Origin of the sequence: Sphingobacterium sp. UBA7038 (assembly GCF_002494055.1) — a bacterium.
GTDB lineage: Bacteria > Bacteroidota > Bacteroidia > Sphingobacteriales > Sphingobacteriaceae > Sphingobacterium > Sphingobacterium multivorum.
In genome coordinates this window covers 149,333-167,940 of sequence record NZ_DLAV01000006.1, presented here as the reverse complement: position 1 = coordinate 167,940, position 18,608 = coordinate 149,333, and the positions used below count along the sequence as shown (strand labels likewise).

The window sequence follows — 18,608 nt, the reverse complement described above, 5'->3', positions numbered from 1 at the left end:
GAAAAAATTTCATCAGGCTTTTTCTATTCTTTTATGATCAGATCAATTAAATATCAATTTTCGCATAACGTGCATTTTTCTCGATAAATTCACGACGCGGGGCAACTTCGTCACCCATCAACATCGAGAAGATACGGTCACATTCAGCTGCATTTTCAATTGTCACCTGTCTTAAGGTACGCGTTTCAGGATTCATGGTTGTATCCCATAACTGCTCAGCATTCATCTCTCCAAGACCTTTATAACGTTGTACGTGTACACTATCTTCTTTACCTGATCCTTTCAAACGTTGAATCGCATTGATACGTTGGTCTTCATTCCAAGCGTACTCATGCTCTTTCCCTTTTTTCACCAAGTATAGCGGCGGTGTAGCGATATATACATATCCTCTTTCGATCAATTCCTTCATGTATCTGAAATAGAATGTCAGGATCAAAGTTGTAATGTGGGACCCATCCACATCGGCATCGGTCATGATGATGATGCGGTGATAACGTAACTTTTCAAGATTCAGCGCCTTAGCATCTTCGGCTGTACCCACACTGACGCCTAAAGCTGTAAACATGTTTTTGATCTCCTCATTTTCGTAGATCTTATGTTCCATTGCTTTTTCGACGTTCAGGATCTTACCACGTAAAGGCATGATCGCCTGATGTTTTCTATCACGACCAGACTTGGCAGTACCACCCGCAGAATCCCCCTCGACAAAATAGATCTCACATTTTGTAGGATCATTGTCTTGGCAATCGGCCAATTTACCAGGAAGTCCGGAGCCTCCCATAACGGTTTTACGTTGTACCAAATCACGGGCTTTACGTGCAGCAGCACGTGCTTGAGCCGCAATGACAACCTTTTGAACGATAGATTTTGCCTCACGTGGATTTTCTTCCAGATAAACGCCTAAGATCTCACCTACGGCAACATCTACAGCCCCCATGACTTCAGAGTTACCTAATTTCGTTTTGGTTTGCCCTTCGAATTGAGGTTCTGCAACCTTCACTGAAATTACTGCTGTCAATCCCTCACGGAAGTCATCACCTGTAATTTCTACTTTTAAGTTCTTAAGCAAACCTGACTTGTCCGCATACGCTTTCAAGGTACGAGTCAAACCACGACGGAAACCTGCAACATGTGAGCCACCTTCAATCGTATTGATGTTATTCACATAAGAATGGACATTTTCAGAATAGGTATCGTTATACTGTAAAGCCAGTTCAACAGGGATACCTTGTTTTACGCCTTCAACATAAATTGGTTCTGGAATCAACGACTGACGGTTACCATCCAAAAACTTCACAAACTCTTTCAGACCGCCCTCTGAATAGAATGTCTCTTTCTTTTCAGAACCGTCTTCATTTGCTTCACGCTCATCATTCAACGTCAAACTCACACCTTTATTTAAAAAGGCAAGTTCACGAAGACGATTGGCCAATGTATCGTAATTATAAACCGTTGTCTGCGTGAAAATCGTCGCATCTGGATGGAATGTTACAATAGTACCCGTCTTATCCGAAACACCAACTTCCTTCACATCATATAAGGGTTTACCTATTTGGTATTCTTGCTGGAAAATCTTTCCATCGCGATGAACCTCGGCCTTCAAAAGAGTAGACAGCGCATTCACACAGGAAACACCGACACCGTGCAGACCACCAGAAACCTTGTATGTATCTTTATCAAATTTACCTCCGGCGTGCAATACAGTCATTACAAGCTCTAGAGCTGATTTATTCTCTTTTTTGTTGATCCCTGTAGGAATACCACGACCGTTATCCCGGACAGAAATCGAATTATCTTTATGGATAGTAACGAAGATATCTGTACAATATCCCGCTACAGCTTCATCGATTGAATTGTCAACTACCTCGTATACCAAATGGTGCAATCCTTTTACACCGGTGTCACCAATATACATGGATGGACGCTTACGAACCGCCTCTAAACCCTCTAATACCTGAATATTATCGGCCGAATAGGTGGATGCATTTTTATTTTCTTCGCTCATTGAAAACCTCTTAAATGTAATATTCAAAAATACGAAATTTTGGCCGATTTATCAAGTCCATAAGGAAGTATTGAGCCTATATTCCGAATTATAATACCAGGGATAATTTTACTTTTTTATTACTAAAAACTAGAATTTCGATTTTTTTATGTTAGGTTTGTTTTCAGTAATAATTTGCAAATAACAAAAAAATGAACACTATATTTTCAATTGTATCGAAAGTTTCCTTTGGCCTTTTATTGGTTGGAACTATTGCATCATGTAACCAAGGTGCAAAAACAGCAAACGAACCTGCAAAAAATGATTCCAATACGGTAAGCAAGGAGAGCCAGGAAAGTAACAAAGATAAAATCGTCTATTTAAATTCGGATTCACTTTCTGAAAAATATCAATATTTTAAAGACATTAAATCAAAGCTTGAAAACAAAGTAAAGAAAGCACAAACAGATCTGCAATCCAAAAGTAATGCGTTCCAACGGGAAGTTGCCGAATATCAAAAAAATGCCGCTACAATGTCTGCTCCTGATAGACAAGCTACGGAACAAAAACTGGCACGTAAACAAGATGAGCTTGCACGTTTAGACCAAACAGCTTCTTCTTCCATTGCAAAAGACGAGTCTGAAGAATTCAACAATGTCTATAATAAAATTACTGAATTCCTGAAAAAGCATGCTGCAGAAAATGGCTACAAGTTGGTGCTGACTTATTCGAAGACCAACCCAACTGTATTGTATGCCGACCCATCTTTGGAAATCACGAATGAGGTAATCAAACAGTTGAACGAAGAATATAAATCTTCAAACAAATAGAAGATCATCACAATTAAGGAAAGCCATCGACTAAGTTGATGGCTTTTTTTATTTTCTTTCTTATCTTGTCCTTACTAAAATTAGATTTATGGTCAGAACGATTGTTGAAAAAGAAATCGCAAACTACGAATGGATAGATATAGCTGAGCCAACTTCAGAAGACTTCGCCTTCATCAAAGAGCGCTTCAATTTGAATGAAGCTTCGATCAAGGATTCCAAAGAACCAGAACATCTACCTAAAATTGAAGAATTTGAGAATTATACTTTTGTGATTCTTCGTGTCATGTCGGACAATTTCAAAGAAAATTCAGACAGTATCGGAGAAATCACCGATCGCCTGACCATCTTCTATGGAAGTGATTTTGTGATTACGGTACACAAACGTCGCATCGAGTTTTTAGAAAAACTTAAAAATATTGAATTCACTTCCATCAAGACAAGAAATAGCCGTAAACTGGCTGTATTTATCACGACTGCAGCTGTATTTACCTTTAGCCAAACGTTAGAGCAACTTTCCACACGAATCGATGCTTACGAAGAATTGATATTCCTCAAACGCATGAAACAACAGCCGATACTGAAAAATCTTTATTTTATCAAAAGGCAGATTGATGTTGCGCGAAAGGTCATCTTTCTCTACAGGGAGGTCGTCGAGCATTTTCATTCTTCGTCAAAAAAAGATGTCTATACCCGGGATTTAAAAGATCTGCAGGTCCGGACATCAACCTTGTACGAAAACTTATCGGAAAATGTAGCTCAACTGCTTAATGTGTATTTCAACATCTCATCTAATCACACGAATGAGATTATGCGTATCCTGACAATTTTCTCCGTATTTTTTATGCCCATCACTTTTGTGGCAGGAATTTATGGAATGAATTTCAAAAATATGCCCGAACTTGAATGGTACTATGGATATCCAGTAGCCATGGGGATCATGGTGGCCATATCCCTTGCCATTTATCTGTGGTTCAAAAGAAAAGGTTGGCTATGATAAGCCAACCTTTTTCTTTGCCGTAGTAACCAAAAAATCTTTAAGATAGAATGGCTCGAAATAAGCAACATCCTCAAACTCTTTCCGCTGAAATTTATCAAAGGCCAACGTCGACAGAAAAGCCGCGGAATCATCAAATCCGCTCAATACATTCACTCGATCCGTTGCGTTGAACAAATCTTCAAATTTATCGGCACCCGAACCAAATAAATGGACACGATTGTAGTTCAGCAATAATTCATTGAAATAATCGAAATCGATAATTTCTGCTGATGTTGCTTTCACCAATGCAGCATTATGGTCATAAACAGCCGTATACACTTCCATACGACGGGCATCGATCATGGGAAGATAAGCATCACCTGCTGTTAAACCAAATTGCTCCTTATACCCTAGAAACAAAGCTTCTAACGTATTAATAGCGATTAAAGGTATATCTAACGCATAACAGAGACCTTTGGCCGTAGATACCCCTATACGTAAACCTGTATAAGAGCCAGGTCCCATGCTCACCGCCACAGCACTTAAATCCTGCATCGTTCGGTTAGTCTGTTTAAGGACTTCGGCGATCAAAATAGTCAATTTAGCCGCATGAGCATTAGGTTCATCGAGATCGAGAACCTGTAACGTTTGACCATTTTCACTCAAAGCAACCGAGCAAATCGTGGTTGAAGTATCAATTTGTAAAATTAAATTATTCATCGTCATTATAGAAATCAAGGTACAGGATCATGCCCGTGGCCGCCCCAGGGATTGCAACGTGCAATTCGTTTCAAAGCCATCCACCCACCTTTGAAGGGACCATATTTCAGAATCGCTTCCTTACCGTACTGAGAACAGGTAGGTGTATATCTACAATTAGCGCCTAAAAACGGTGAGATAAAAACTTGGTAGAAACGAATAATAGCCAAGAAAATAAAACTAAACAAGGGTCTAATCCCCTTTTTCCAAATAAACTTCAGCACATTCATCCTGCAATTTTTTCAGCATTTTATTCATTGCGGTGCTAAACACATCATACGCTAAGATCTGCTTGCCTACATATTGAATAGCTAGATACAAAGTTACATTATGTTTCAACAAAAACGGAATCAAATCATTCGATTTTTGTAAACGGTAACTCTCACGCATCATTCGTTTAATCGAATTGCGATCAACTGCTCTTTTGAACCTACGTTTGGATACGGAAATAATAGACTGACTGGAGGGAATATCGTCAGCCTCATTGTTTTTCTCGAAGATAAAAACAATTCTAAATGGATACAAGACAAAAGAAGAACCGCTTTTAAAAAGCGTATCAATACGCCTTTTCGCACATAACCGTTCTTCTTTTGTAAATGTATTTTTCATACGATGACTTAATCTTATTAGAAAAAGCTCTTATAAGCGGCCACCGATCCTTGTCAAAGATTAACCTTTGTGACGGTATTCGTCAGACACTGTAAGACGTTTTCTACCTTTAGCTCTACGTGAAGCTAATACTCTTCTACCGTTTGCAGAGCTCATGCGCTCTCTAAAACCGTGTTTGTTTCTTCTTTTTCTTTGCGATGGCTGAAATGTTCTTTTCATGACGCTATTATGCTAATTTGTTCTTACTTCAATTAATACAAAACTCCCCAAGAGGAATGCAAAAGTAAAGTTTATTTTAGACAAAAACAAACAATATTACGAACATTTAAAGTTAATGTAAAACGGATAAGCTAATTTATTCAGCTACAGCTTCAAAAAACAATTTTTCAACTACCGTAAAATAAAAATCAGCACAGTTTGACTGTGCTGATTTTTATAAATGAAGTATAAACCCTGCCCTATTTATTTTTCAGAATATCTCTGATCTCAGTCAAAAGCGTTTCTTCTTTTGTCGGTGCTGCAGGGGCCGCCGGAGCTGCTTCCTCTTTACGTTTCAACGAATTTAAAGCCTTAATAACACAAAAAATACAGAATGCTACAATTAAAAATTGAATAACCACATTAATAAAGTTTCCATAATTAATAGATACTTCAGCTTGTTTAGTCGCTTCATCAGCAGCTTTCAAAATCAATTTTTTGGATGAAAAATCAACACCCCCAGTTAAATAACCAATGGGTGGCATGATAATATCATCAACCAATGAGGTAACAATTTTACCAAAAGCTCCACCAATGACAACACCGACAGCTAGATCTACTACGCTGCCACGCATTGCAAACTCTTTAAACTCTTTTAAAAATCCCATATTTAAATTTTTTAGTCCATGAATTATGACAAAACTAATAATTGTCACATAAATCTAATTAAAATATGCTAATTTTTTATCGTTAAACTCATATTGTGCTATATTTTCTAACCCATGTCCTACTTTATAAAAAAGACATGTACCCCGCACCCCACTAATTTTTATTAACTTTAATTTCTTATATTTGCCCGTTAACTAGTAAAATATCAAGATATATTGTATATTGTTAGTACTTTATTTCATACAGTAATTAAAGCCCAGCATCAGATAGCATATCTATGAAAAAGATTCTTATAGCAGACGACCACGGCATTGTACGATTAGGAGCCTCCGTTATTATTAAAGAAACTCTTCAAAAAGCAGAAATATTCCAAGCTGAAACCTTTGACGAGGTTCTTGAAAAAATAAAGGTAGAGGATTTCGACCTATTATTATTGGACATTAATATGCCGGGAGGAAATAATATACGTGTCGTTGAGGAAATCCTTCAAATTCGGCCAAGCATTAAAATTTTGATTTTCTCATCTTATGACGAATCACTTTATGCTTTACGTTATATCGAAGCCGGAGCAGTAGGCTACCTAAACAAAACAACAGCTATGGCTGAACTTTCCAATGCTATTTTGGCTATTCAGGATAGAGGAAAGTATATGTCGAGCAACGTACAGGACCTATACATTCAGAAATTGACGCAGAGTAAGTCTGAGCTGACAAAACTAAATCCGTTGGCACGTTTGTCAAATAGAGAGGTGGACGTTGCTAAACAATTGATAAAGGGACTGGGGATTATTGAAGTATCTAGCTTGTTGGACTTAAGCCCTTCAACAGTGAGCACGTATAAAAGCAGAATCTTTGAAAAACTCAATGTTTCTAATATTCCTGAACTTATCGAACTGTTCAGAATACACTCCAACAACTAGTCATTTTGTTGGAGTGTATTTTTATCATACTAAATTAACTCATCCATCGTGACAACAGGAACATCTTTTACGTTCAGATCTTTTAAAGGTTGAGATTTCTTATAAGAATACCCCACCTCTGCTTCTAAATCCCATAGCATCGGTGCCAAAAAGTTAAGACAGGTTGTAAAACCTTGAACCGTTGCAGAAAAATCACCCGTGTCTTTCGAGTTTTTAGCTTCATTTTCGATCTCAAAGGGACCACTGAAACCACGCTCTTGCAATAAGTCAACAAACCCGCGCCAATCCATACTGTCAGATCCGCCAAAGCCTGGCAACATAGCTTCGTAATGATGTCTATCCCAGTCGTGGCCCGGTATACTTACATTCGCTTTTTTAGCCAATTCGGCGTCAACATGCTGCATGGGATACATCCCGCCCCAATCAATACGTGCAGCAGTCTGTAGATTACGCGTAGTCTTCACATGTATACGTTGTAAGCGCGTGATGTCCGTATTACGAATAACGTCTATTGGGTTTGTATTTTGCCAGACATCATGTGAAGGATCATAGATCTCACCATGAGCCTTACTTGGTATCATCGCATACATTAATTTACGAGCAGCAAGCACTGCTGGAAGATTGTTATAGGTAGAGCTATAACGTGATGAGCGCCATCCTTCCATTGGGCAGTTCTCATAAAGGATCGTTACACCTAAACTCTCTGCATAATTAACAATGGGCGCAAATACACGCTTGTATTCTTCAAGATTTTTCTGAAATCCATCAATTTGATTGCCCAATTCATGATTGTAGCCCACAAATGTCCCTACCTTAACGTTATTTGCATCACCTCCCAGCAAATGTGCAATACGGATCAATTTCAATAAATGATTTTGATTCTTCACTCGTTGCTCAGGATCTCCGCCAATCATATTTTCAAAAGCACCAAGCGAAAGTTTTAAATCAGCCTGATTGAACAGCTCAATGATTTCCCTCGCTTTTGCAGGAGTAAAATCATCATAATCCAAATGCGTTGCGGTATGATCTTCACGGGTACCATCTTTTCTAAACACACAAAGGTCTATCCCCCCTGCTCCGATTCTTTTGGTCGTCTGAATCAACTCTGGTAAGGATAATTTATCAAATGCAGAACTCATTACCCATACAGGGTTATTTAATTTTGTCGTCATAGCTTGTATAATTGTCTTATTTCGGTATTTAAAGATACTAAAAAAGCCATCCGATTGGATGGCTTTTTGTTATTTTATGGTGAATCAATTAGTCTACATTATCATGTAGGAAAGAATTGTTCGGTCTAATTTCAGTATTTCCGTCTTCAAAGGAAAGTGTAAAACGAGACACCTGAGATTGTGAAGAATGCGGTGTATCTTGCAATGACATTTGTTTCCGCTTATAAGCAGGCTCGTTTTCCAACTCATGTAGACCATTAGAAGATTTTAGTTTCATGCTCAATTCTTTAAGACGCAAGATGCGTTCTTTTGTACGAACCAGCTGATCTTCAAACGAAACTTGCTCTTCTTCTACCTGAGGGACTTCTACTTGCTCATTTGTTGTACTTGATGAAAATGTAGGTTTTTCCTCATATCCTGACGCAGAAGGAGCTGTGTAAGAATCAAACACTGTTGGCATCTGGAATTGAAACACTGACGGTGAGGTTTTCAACTGAAAATCACTATCTCCAAATGTAGTTTCCTCTTCATAACCACCATCAAAACCCAAATCATGACGTATTACCTGTGGTTCCTCAACAGCTACCTGTTGTTGTACCGCATTTCTGGGAGAAGTGAACAAGTCAGATTGCAAATTATTTGGAGTAGAAGTATTTGTAGAAGGTGCTGGTGTATCCACACGTTGAACCGGAGTTACGAAACTATTCGTAGCTGGAACTTCTCTTGGTGCTACCTGAGAAACAGGTTTGATAAAAGAATTAGCCGGTTCAGCAGTTAAGGGCATAGACACCTTTGTATTTTCACGTTCTTTATCACGTTCTTCAGATGTTTGAAAACCAGTGGCAATAATTGTTACTGACAATTCGTCTTCAAAATTCTCATCAATACAGTTACCCCAGATCAAATCTGCTGACAAACCAGCTTTTTCCTGAATGTAATCCGTAATGATCGCAACTTCATCCATAGTTACTTCTTTCGTTCCAGAAGTAATATTCAATAAAATATAGCGAGCACCTTCAATCTCATTGTCTTTCAACAATGGAGAAGCTAAGGCACCTTCCACTGCACGTAATGCACGATCTTCACCTTCGGCAACAGCATTTCCCATTATGGCAACACCACTATCGTTCATAACAGTGCGAACATCTTTAAAATCGACGTTTACATAACCAGGGATAGTTATTATTTCGGCGATACCTTTTGCCGCGGTAGTCAATATATCATCTGCTTTTGCAAAAGCCGCAGTCATGGTCAAATTACCAAAGATCTCACGAAGGCGGTCATTTGAGATCACAAGATAAGAGTCTACATATTTACGTAATTCCGAAAGTCCTTCCTCCGCTTGTGAACGACGGCGTTTACCTTCAAACGTAAAGGGCGTAGTTACAATCGCAACAGTTAAAATACCCAATTCTTTGGCAGCTTTCGCTAATACAGGACTAGCACCGGTACCAGTACCACCGCCCATACCAGCTGTAATAAACAACATCTTGGTATTGGTACCCAACATACGTTTGATATCTTCAATACTTTCGATCGCTGAATTTTCACCTACATCAGGATCTGCTCCTGCTCCCATTCCTTCGGTCAGACTTATCCCCAATTGAACTTTATTTGGGATCGGGCTCAATTCCAATGCTTGCGCATCAGTATTACACACGATAAAATCTACCCCACTAATTCCTTGTTTATACATGTGGTTTACGGCATTGCCGCCACCACCACCAACCCCAATAACCTTGATTATTGAAGATTGTTCTTTTAACATTTCAAACTGTATTGACATAACTTATCCCTATTTAACTTACAATGAAGATGATATCAAAACGAATCAAACCCACTATATGTAATGTAATAATAATATAATTTCAACAAAAGTTTTCCACATTTGTTAAATTGTGGAAAACTTCAACTATTGTGGAAAACTTACTTCTTATCTAAAAAACTTGCGTCATCGATTTCATTACCGTCTTTGATAAAACGTTTGAACCATGACAATAATCCTTGCTCCTTTTGTTGCTGTTCAGAAACTTCTTTTGTTGTCACCGTAGCGGCCTGCACTTTTTTAGATGGGGCGTGCATTTCTCTCCGGCTATCTTCCTCTTCCTCGTGCGACTGGATTCCCTTGATCAACAAGCCGATACTTGTTGCATACAACGGACTTTTCAATTCTTCAAACAACGGTTTTGGTAAAACCTCGTTCTTAGAAAGATATTCATTCGGAAATCCGATACGACAATCTATTCCAGTAATATATTCAACAAGTTGTACCAAATGTTTTAATTGAGCACCACCACCGGTAATCACAATACCACCGATCAGTTTATTTTCATATCCAGAAGATTTGATTTCATAATACACGTGCTCAATAATTTCCTCCATTCTAGCTTGGATGATATAAGCTAGGTTTTTAACAGAAATTTCTTTTGGTTCACGACCTTTTAATCCGGGCACGCAAATCACCTCATTTTCTTTGTTTTCATCAGCTAAAGCTGATCCAAAGCGAGTTTTCAACAATTCAGCTTGGGAACGCAAAACAGAACATCCCTGACGGATATCTTCTGTGACGATATTACCACCTAAAGGAATCACGGCTGTGTGACGAATAATTCCTTCATGGAAGATGGCAACATCTGTGGTTCCACCACCGATATCTACTAATACAACACCAGCATTTTTTTCGTCTTCATCCAATACAGCTTCTGAAGACGCTAAAGGCTCGAGAATCAATTCAGCAACTTCCAGATTGGAATTATCAATACATTTTTTGATGTTTTTAATATCAGTTACACGTCCCGATATAATATGGAAATTTGCTTCAATACGACGCCCCGCCATACCGATAGGTTCGCGAATCCCCGGCTCGTTATCTACCGTAAATTCCTGTGGTAAAACATGTATAATTTCTTCTCCTGGAGGCAGTACCAGTTTATACATATCCGAAATCAGTCGTTCGATATCGCGTCGAATGATTTCGTCGTCACCATCGGTTTTGGTAAATATTCCACGGTGTTGAATACTTTTGATGTGTTGGCCAGCAATTCCCACATTCACCACTTTAATATCCACATTAGACTGCGCTTCGGCTATCTCAACAGCCTCTAAAATACTTCCCACAGTTTTCTGGATATTAGCAACTACTCCGCGGCTTACACCGGCAGAGTCCGCTTTCCCCACACCTAATAATTCAATTTTGTTTCCTGAGCTACGTCTCCCAACCGTAACACAAATTTTGGTAGTACCAATATCGAGTCCCACGATAATTGGGTTTTCTCTTTCAATTTCTGCTGCCTTTGAGTTCATAATTTCCTGTATTGTTGCTGTATTACTATAATGTATTATTTGCTACTTTTTTTGTTTGATCGCCTGAAAAACTCCAGTTTCCTCGTTTTTCACAGATGATCTGACCTCCATATTTCACATTGACAACACCGTAAGCATTTATACCTACCTTTGGCATGATCTGCGTATAAAAGGTCTTTAATAATTCAAATTTTTGTTCCAATGAATCTGCCGATCCAACAATTAATTGCTGTGTCCCTACACGAGGTACAAGTTCAATATCCTTATCCGAGTTCACATATATCTGCACAACCTGATTACTCCATAATTCGTCATTTTTGATAAATTCAACGACCTTAACCAAATCTTTAACCAATGGTGTTGCTATGGTATCCAGTGCTTCATTATATCCTTCTGCGATATTCCCTGTTGCAACCATGATGTGCGGTATATACTTCAACGTTGTCGGTATCTTCAATCCTTTGGGGTCAACATAAAACTCCTTTCCATTTTTGTTGATGATCCGCATGACAGCCTCGCGCTGATTAATATTAATTCTGATCGTACCATCCATATCGGCATGTATACTGGCATCGGACACATAAGGTAATTTACGTAAGGTTTTTTCAACTTTCTGAAAGGGAATTCCATTGACTTTCTTTCCCACGAAACTACCATAGTTATGTTCTATTAACTTAGAGATATCCGCCTGATCAATAAAGGCTTCTGTACCTTCAATGACAATCTTAATATCTTTACAAACTTGCTGCTCATCACGTTTCCCCACAATAGTCATAATCACGACGACAACAATTACACCTATAAAAAATAGTGTAAAGTAGAGGACACGATTCCATTGTATGTTACGTAATTTTTTAAGCATGCTCTAAAATTGCCTGTAACGGTTTAACCAATTTGTCAATATCACCTGCCCCAACTGTAACAATCAGTTCCGGCTTTTCATCGCGTGCAAATTCCAAGACTTCTTCTGCAGTTACAAGCTGTTTTTCCGCTGCCGTAATTTTATCCAATAACCAACTCGAATTGATCCCTTCAATAGGAAGCTCCCGTGCAGGATAGATTTCCATTAACAACAGCTTGTCAGCCATGGACAATACCTCGGCGAAACCATCCACAAAATCCCGCGTACGCGTAAATAAATGCGGCTGAAAGACCACATTTAACTTTTTCGTAGGATACAATTTCCGCATCGAAGTTAAAAATGCACGCAGTTCCTCTGGATGGTGCGCATAATCATCAATATACACCGCTCCAGGTTTACGGACAATATATTCAAACCTTCTTTTCACGCCTTTAAATGTCGTCAACGCTTTCTTAATAGCTTCGTCTGCAATTCCAAGTAAACGGGCTACCGCAATCGCAGCTACCGCGTTTTCAACATTGTGGATACCAGGGATACCCAAATGAATATCATCTATTCGTCCGTTGGTATCTTGGTAATCAAAAAAGAACTCTCCATCGCGTACATGCACACTGGAAGCATATGCATCAGCGATTTCATGGCCTGAATAACTTATTTGCCCCTCAAACTCGAGGCCTTTTTTTATAATACGTGTACCTCCTTCAACAACTTTATCCAAGAACATTTGGAACGATTCAAGCAAATGGCTCCGATCGCCATAAATGTCCAGATGATCCGCATCAGAAGAAGTTACTATTGCGATATTGGGGTGAAGCGTCAGGAATGAACGATCAAACTCATCAGCCTCAACCACAACTGTATTATTATTTCCATAAAGCACATTGGTACCGTAGTTAGAACTGATTCCACCCAAAAAGGCCGAACAGTCGTAGCCCGAATCTTTCAATACATGTGCCACCATTGTAGAAGTTGTCGTTTTACCATGTGTACCAGCAACCGCTACTGTAAATCTACTTTCACTAATGATCCCCAAAACTTGAGATCGTTTATAGAGCGTATGTCCTTGTGATTCAAAAAAAGCTTTAATCTTCGAATCTTTAGGAATAGCCGGTGTAAAAATGACTAATGTCTCCGTCGTAGGTACGTTAAAAATAGCATCAATCGTATTGATATCATCCTGATAGGAGATCGCGATCCCTTCCTTGACTAAGGTTTTAGTCAGCTCAGTTTCTGTACGGTCATATCCATCCACCTCACAGCCCAAATGCTTAAAATAGCGTGCAAGGCCACTCATGCCTATACCACCTATTCCGATCAAGTAAACTTGTTTTATTGCATCTAGATTCATACTTCGTCTATTTTTTTTTAACCAATTTATACACCTCCTCGGCAATCTGCACATCAGCATTCAACTTACCGAGTTTTTTAATATTCCCACTTAATTGTGAGACATGATCTGCGTCTTTTAATAAAGTTAAAGCAGCAGGTATTAAGTCTCTTTGTGCATCACTATCCTTCACCAGTAATGCAGCACCTTTATTGACCAATGCCATTGCATTTTTGGTCTGATGATCTTCGGCCACATTGGGTGAAGGCACAAGGATAACAGGTTTTCCAACCACACAGAGCTCAGAGATGGTACCGGCTCCAGCACGGCTAATAATCAAATCTGCCGCAGCATAAGCATAATCCATGCGCTGAAGAAAGGCCAGCATCTTGATATTACCTGGAAGTTTACCTGTCAACTCCGCGTGTAGGTTTTCAACATAGAAACTACCGCATTGCCAAATCAGCTGCACTTCTTCCTCCTTTAGCTCATTCAGGTAAGCAACAACACTTTCATTTAATGTTTTAGCCCCCAAACTACCGCCAAGTACCAAAATTGTTTTTTTGTGTGGATCTAACGCAAAGAACGCTAAGGCCTCCTCTCTTTTTCCCGCTATCGCAATAGACTCGCGTCTTATTGGATTGCCGGTGAGCAATACTTTGTCCGCAGGAAAGAATTGCTCCATCCCCTCATAAGCCACACATATTTTTGCAGCCTTAGCACCAACTTTTTTGTTGGTTACACCAGCATAGGAATTCTGTTCTTGCACGACTGTTGGCACCTCCAGCTTATTGGCCATCATTAGCAATGGACCTGAAGCAAAACCACCTACCCCTACAGCCACATCCGGTCTAAAATCCTTAATTATGCTTTTTGCTTTATTTAAACTTTTCATAAGCTTAAACGGCAAAAAGATATTCTTCCACAGCTGCTTTCTATTGATTCCCTGAATGTCGAGTCCAACAATCTTATATCCTGCTGCGGGCACTTTATCCATTTCCATCCGGCCATTGGCACCCACAAATAGAATTTCATTTGCAGGATCCATTGCCTTCAACGCATTTGCAATTGAAATCGCCGGAAAGATATGTCCTCCGGTTCCACCACCACTGATAATTACGCGAATTGCCATGCTTAATTTATTATTATGCAGGAATAGATCCTATAACCACTTTTTTCGGTTTAGGCTTTTCATCCAGCTCTTCTTTACCTTTTAATTCTTCAATATTTCTACTCACACTCAGGATGATTCCCAAGGCGACACTCGTAAATAAAATCGAGGTTCCTCCCATACTCACTAGTGGAAGCGGAACCCCCGTTACTGGTCCCAATCCGACGGCAACAGCCATATTGGCCAAAGCCTGAATTGTCAAACTAAATCCCAAACCCGCAGCCAGAAAAGTACCAAAAGCTTTGGGACTCATCGTGACAATACGTATACATCGATACATAAATGCCAAATACAGAAATAGCAGAATCACCCCCCCGACTGTTCCATATTCTTCAATGATAATCGCGTAAATAAAATCGGAATAAGGGTGCGGCAACACATTACGTTGCACACTATTTCCCGGTCCTTTTCCAAAAAGCCCACCAGTTGCTATAGCAATTTTCGCATTGTTTGCCTGATAATTTTTATCATCCTGGAAGGATACCGTTTTATCCACTTTTTCAGTATGAAAAAAAGATTTTACCCGGCTGATATAAGTCGTTCTACGGGGACCAAAGAAGATAACCATCATAAGGAGCACCCCTCCGCCACAACAAACAATGGCAATCTGCTTAAAACTAATCCGTCCGATCAAGAGCAATAAAACACTCACGCCAAACAGCATCAATGCGGTAGATAGATTGGCCAAGGCAATCAGAATAAACACACCACACACCGACCCCATAATGGGTAAGAACGATTTTTTCACATCTTTGATCTCTTCCTGCTTCCGGGATAACATCCTTGCAAGAAAGACGATAAGTGACAACTTTGCTAAATCCGATGTTTGAAAGGTCAAACCTATACCAGGGATAGTCAACCAACGACTAGCTTCATTAACTTTACTTCCGAACAACAGCGTAAACAACAATAAAGGGATTGTAATACCCATCATTATTTTGGATATACCCGCATAATACCGATAATCTAACTTGTGAGAAAGATACATCAGGACAAAGCCTATGGCAATGATAGAGAAATGCTTTAACAGATACATTTCAGTCCCTTTCCCTTCTTTATAAGCCAAGGTACCCACCGAACTGTATACAGCCAAAAGTGACCATCCCGATAAGATAATCACAATGATCCATATCCATCGATCACCCTTCAATTTAGACATTATATTCTGTAGCATATCCTTCCTCCTCTTATTGGGTTACACCATTTATAATTCCATTACAGCAGCCTTAAATTTATCGCCACGATCTTCATAATTCTTAAACCAATCAAAACTAGCGCAAGCAGGAGACAATAAGACGGTGTCACCTTTTTGAGCTAAGTGGGACGACAATACCACGGCATCTTGCATGGAGGTACTGTTGACAATAATCTCCACATCTTGTTCAAATGCTTTATGAATTGCAGCCGTATCTTTTCCTAAACAAACGATAGCGCGCACCTTGTCTTTGACCAAATCAGCAAGCATACTGTAATCGTTTCCTTTATCCACGCCACCCAACAACAACACGATTGGTGTAGAGAAACTTTCCAAAGCATACCATACCGAATTTACATTCGTCGCCTTTGAATCGTTAATGTAATTTACACCGCCGATACAGGCTACATGTTCAAGGCGATGTGGAATATTCACATACGATCCCATACTTTCTTTCATCACTTGATTTCTCAATTCCTGCACTTTCGCAATTAACCCAGAAGCCATGCTATTATAAATATTATGCTTCCCCTGCAATGACAATTCCTCAGCTCTCATAGTGAATGTATCGTTATTTGGTGTATTAATAATTATTGTTTTGTTGGCATTTAAATAAGCCCCCAATTCAACAAGTTGTTCTTGTGTAAAAGGCAAATAGGTCCCTTTACTATGATGTCTTTCCAATCCTTTAACTGTTTCCGGATCGTCCAGGCAGTATATAAAATAATCCTTCTCCGTTTGATTCTGAATCATTCTGAATTTTGAATCCACATAATTTTCCATTTTATGGTCATAGCGATCCAAATGATCAGGAGTAATATTCAGTATAACAGCAACATCTGCTCTAAAATGGTACATATCGTCCAGCATAAAGCTCGATATTTCCAATACATAGCAATCGAACTGTTCTTTAGCCACCTGCAATGCAAAGCTTTTCCCGATATTACCTGCCAATCCGACGTTTAAACCGCCATGCTTAAGCATTTCATAAGTCAACATCGTCGTCGTAGACTTTCCGTTTGACCCTGTAATACAGATTAACTTTGCATCCGTATATTGCGCCGCAAATTCAATTTCTGCAATCACAGGTATATTCTTTGCTCTCAATGCAACGACCAATGGTACGGTCGCTGGAATACCAGGGCTTTTTACAACCAGTGCAGCATTCAAGATACGGCCTTCGTCATGTTGACCTTCTTCGAAAGCTATTCCCTCCGCTTTTAGTTGTTCCTTATAGTGGTCTGCAATAAGCCCTTTATCTGACACAAATACATCAAATCCCTTTTCTTTCCCAAGAATCGCCGTTCCAACACCGCTTTCGCCTGCCCCTAAAATGACCAAACTTCCAGATTGAGGATAATATGTTGTTGCAATATTTGACATCATTATCTAATTTTCAATGTTACAATAGTAAGAATGGCCAATATGATTCCTACAATAACAAAACGTGTTACAATTTTCGCTTCATGATACCCCTTCTTCTGAAAGTGATGGTGCAATGGTGACATCAAAAAGATCCGTCTACCCTCACCATATTTCTTCTTCGTGTATTTGAAATACGACACCTGAAGAATAACCGAAAGGTTTTCCAACAGAAACACACCACACAAAATTGGGATCAATAATTCTTTCCGGATCAAAATAGCAAAGGCAGCAATAATACCGCCGATCGCTAAACTTCCCGTATCACCCATAAAAACTTGAGCAGGATACGTATTATACCATAAGAAACCTACGCAAGCGCCAACAAATGCCCCAGCGAAAATCACGAGTTCTCCGGAATTGGGGATATACATAATATTGAGGTAATCTGAAAAGATCACGTTACCCGACACGTACGCTAAAATGGCTAAAGTAACACCAATGATAGCGGATGTACTCGTGGCTAAACCATCGATACCGTCCGTAATATTTGCGCCGTTTGAAACTGCCGTAACGATAAAAATAACAACAACTAAAAAGACGATAAAAGTCAGATAATCGCTCTGTAGTCCAAATATTTTAAACACCTTGGCATAATCAAACTCATTATTTTTATAAAACGGAATATTCGTCTTCGATGATTTTACGTTTTCAGCGTAGGTCTTCTCACCTGTACCTTCATTGATAACCACTTCAACAGGCTTGGTAGAGGTTGGTTTATCGACCCCTTTTCGAACTACGATATCTGGATGAAAGTACATCGTACAAGCAATTATTGCTCCCAAGCCAACTTGTCCAACAACTTTAAACTTACCAGCTAAGCCTTCTTTATTATGTCGAAAGACCTTGATATAATCATCTAAAAATCCAATTGCGCCCATCCAAAGTGTTGTCACAACCATGATAATCACATAGATATTCGTCAATTTAGCAAATAACAAGGTAGGGATAAGAATACCTGCAATAATGATGATCCCACCCATTGTCGGCGTACCAGCTTTCTTTTTTTCTCCTTCAAGCCCCAAATCACGAATTGTCTCTCCAACTTGCTTATTATGCAAGAATTGAATCAATTTTCCCCCAAAAACCGTGGTAATAATCAATGAAGCGATTACAGCCATAGATGTCCTAAAAGAGATGTATTGAAACAAACCTCCTCCAGGTATATGAATATATTCGCTAAGCCACGTAAAAAGATGGTATAACATATTT

At 39.2% G+C, this 18,608-nt stretch carries 18 protein-coding genes; 3 read left to right on the top strand and 15 right to left on the bottom strand.

The features are described from left to right. Positions 1 to 46: 46 nt before the first annotated feature. On the bottom strand, positions 47 to 2,005 hold the full coding sequence (gene gyrB / locus B3H30_RS02515; RefSeq protein WP_070564980.1) for a DNA topoisomerase (ATP-hydrolyzing) subunit B: 1,959 nt from the start codon (positions 2,003 to 2,005) through the stop codon (positions 47 to 49). A 191-nt stretch (positions 2,006 to 2,196) separates the two neighbouring features. Here gyrB and B3H30_RS02510 point away from each other — a divergent pair, with 191 nt between their 5' ends. Both B3H30_RS02510 and B3H30_RS02505 read left to right on the top strand, forming a co-directional pair. Then, complete coding sequence (locus B3H30_RS02510) at positions 2,197 to 2,814, top strand: OmpH family outer membrane protein (protein ID WP_286833128.1); 618 nt, start codon at positions 2,197 to 2,199, stop codon at positions 2,812 to 2,814. 88 nt (positions 2,815 to 2,902) lie between these two features. After that, positions 2,903 to 3,808: a CorA family divalent cation transporter gene (locus B3H30_RS02505; RefSeq protein ID WP_070564974.1), complete on the top strand. Its 906-nt coding sequence runs from the start codon at positions 2,903 to 2,905 to the stop codon at positions 3,806 to 3,808. Here the strand turns inward: B3H30_RS02505 and tsaB are convergent. The 5 genes from tsaB to mscL form a co-directional block, all read right to left on the bottom strand. Further along, entirely contained in the window at positions 3,803 to 4,510 is a 708-nt protein-coding gene (gene tsaB, locus B3H30_RS02500) for a tRNA (adenosine(37)-N6)-threonylcarbamoyltransferase complex dimerization subunit type 1 TsaB (RefSeq protein WP_070565305.1), read from the bottom strand. The two genes, B3H30_RS02505 and tsaB, sit on opposite strands and share 6 nt — an antisense overlap. 14 nt (positions 4,511 to 4,524) lie before the next feature. Continuing rightward, positions 4,525 to 4,779 carry a membrane protein insertion efficiency factor YidD gene (gene yidD, locus B3H30_RS02495; RefSeq protein WP_083295891.1) on the bottom strand — a complete coding sequence of 85 codons (255 nt, stop codon included), beginning with the start codon at positions 4,777 to 4,779 and terminating at the stop codon, positions 4,525 to 4,527. After that, positions 4,742 to 5,158: a ribonuclease P protein component gene (locus B3H30_RS02490; RefSeq protein ID WP_070564971.1), complete on the bottom strand. Its 417-nt coding sequence runs from the start codon at positions 5,156 to 5,158 to the stop codon at positions 4,742 to 4,744. The genes yidD and B3H30_RS02490 overlap by 38 nt, the downstream gene beginning before the upstream one ends. Positions 5,159 to 5,218: 60 nt before the next feature. Then, the gene (gene rpmH / locus B3H30_RS02485) at positions 5,219 to 5,377 is read right to left on the bottom strand and encodes a 50S ribosomal protein L34 (RefSeq protein WP_075991291.1); all 159 of its coding nucleotides are present in this window, start codon (positions 5,375 to 5,377) and stop codon (positions 5,219 to 5,221) included. A gap of 239 nt (positions 5,378 to 5,616) precedes the next feature. Further along, entirely contained in the window at positions 5,617 to 6,024 is a 408-nt protein-coding gene (gene mscL / locus B3H30_RS02480) for a large-conductance mechanosensitive channel protein MscL (protein ID WP_046673978.1), read from the bottom strand. 278 nt (positions 6,025 to 6,302) lie between these two features. Here mscL and B3H30_RS02475 point away from each other — a divergent pair, with 278 nt between their 5' ends. Next, a complete protein-coding gene (locus B3H30_RS02475; protein WP_070564968.1) occupies positions 6,303 to 6,944 on the top strand; it encodes a response regulator transcription factor in 642 nt (213 codons plus the stop codon). Positions 6,945 to 6,973: 29 nt separating this feature from the next. On the opposite strand, the gene B3H30_RS02470 is transcribed toward B3H30_RS02475, so the two are convergent. The 9 genes from B3H30_RS02470 to mraY all read right to left on the bottom strand — a co-directional run bounded on the left by B3H30_RS02470 (position 6,974) and on the right by mraY (position 18,604). Next, entirely contained in the window at positions 6,974 to 8,116 is a 1,143-nt protein-coding gene (locus B3H30_RS02470) for a sugar phosphate isomerase/epimerase family protein (protein WP_070564965.1), read from the bottom strand. Between the two features lie 88 nt (positions 8,117 to 8,204). Continuing rightward, positions 8,205 to 9,902 (bottom strand): cell division protein FtsZ, encoded by a 1,698-nt coding sequence (ftsZ, locus tag B3H30_RS02465; RefSeq protein WP_070564962.1) that lies wholly within the window; start codon positions 9,900 to 9,902, stop codon positions 8,205 to 8,207. Positions 9,903 to 10,042: 140 nt separating this feature from the next. Further along, complete coding sequence (gene ftsA / locus B3H30_RS02460; protein ID WP_070564959.1) at positions 10,043 to 11,419, bottom strand: cell division protein FtsA; 1,377 nt, start codon at positions 11,417 to 11,419, stop codon at positions 10,043 to 10,045. 25 nt (positions 11,420 to 11,444) lie between these two features. After that, positions 11,445 to 12,281: a cell division protein FtsQ/DivIB gene (locus B3H30_RS02455; protein ID WP_070564956.1), complete on the bottom strand. Its 837-nt coding sequence runs from the start codon at positions 12,279 to 12,281 to the stop codon at positions 11,445 to 11,447. Further along, complete coding sequence (gene murC, locus B3H30_RS02450; protein ID WP_070564953.1) at positions 12,274 to 13,629, bottom strand: UDP-N-acetylmuramate--L-alanine ligase; 1,356 nt, start codon at positions 13,627 to 13,629, stop codon at positions 12,274 to 12,276. The genes B3H30_RS02455 and murC overlap by 8 nt, the downstream gene beginning before the upstream one ends. A gap of 7 nt (positions 13,630 to 13,636) precedes the next feature. Further along, a complete protein-coding gene (gene murG, locus B3H30_RS02445; RefSeq protein WP_070564950.1) occupies positions 13,637 to 14,740 on the bottom strand; it encodes an undecaprenyldiphospho-muramoylpentapeptide beta-N-acetylglucosaminyltransferase in 1,104 nt (367 codons plus the stop codon). A gap of 13 nt (positions 14,741 to 14,753) precedes the next feature. Then, a complete protein-coding gene (locus B3H30_RS02440; protein ID WP_046673971.1) occupies positions 14,754 to 15,953 on the bottom strand; it encodes an FtsW/RodA/SpoVE family cell cycle protein in 1,200 nt (399 codons plus the stop codon). A gap of 30 nt (positions 15,954 to 15,983) precedes the next feature. Next, complete coding sequence (gene murD, locus B3H30_RS02435) at positions 15,984 to 17,357, bottom strand: UDP-N-acetylmuramoyl-L-alanine--D-glutamate ligase (RefSeq protein ID WP_070564947.1); 1,374 nt, start codon at positions 17,355 to 17,357, stop codon at positions 15,984 to 15,986. A gap of 2 nt (positions 17,358 to 17,359) precedes the next feature. Further along, the gene (mraY, locus tag B3H30_RS02430; protein WP_070564943.1) at positions 17,360 to 18,604 is read right to left on the bottom strand and encodes a phospho-N-acetylmuramoyl-pentapeptide-transferase; all 1,245 of its coding nucleotides are present in this window, start codon (positions 18,602 to 18,604) and stop codon (positions 17,360 to 17,362) included. Positions 18,605 to 18,608 lie beyond the last annotated feature (4 nt).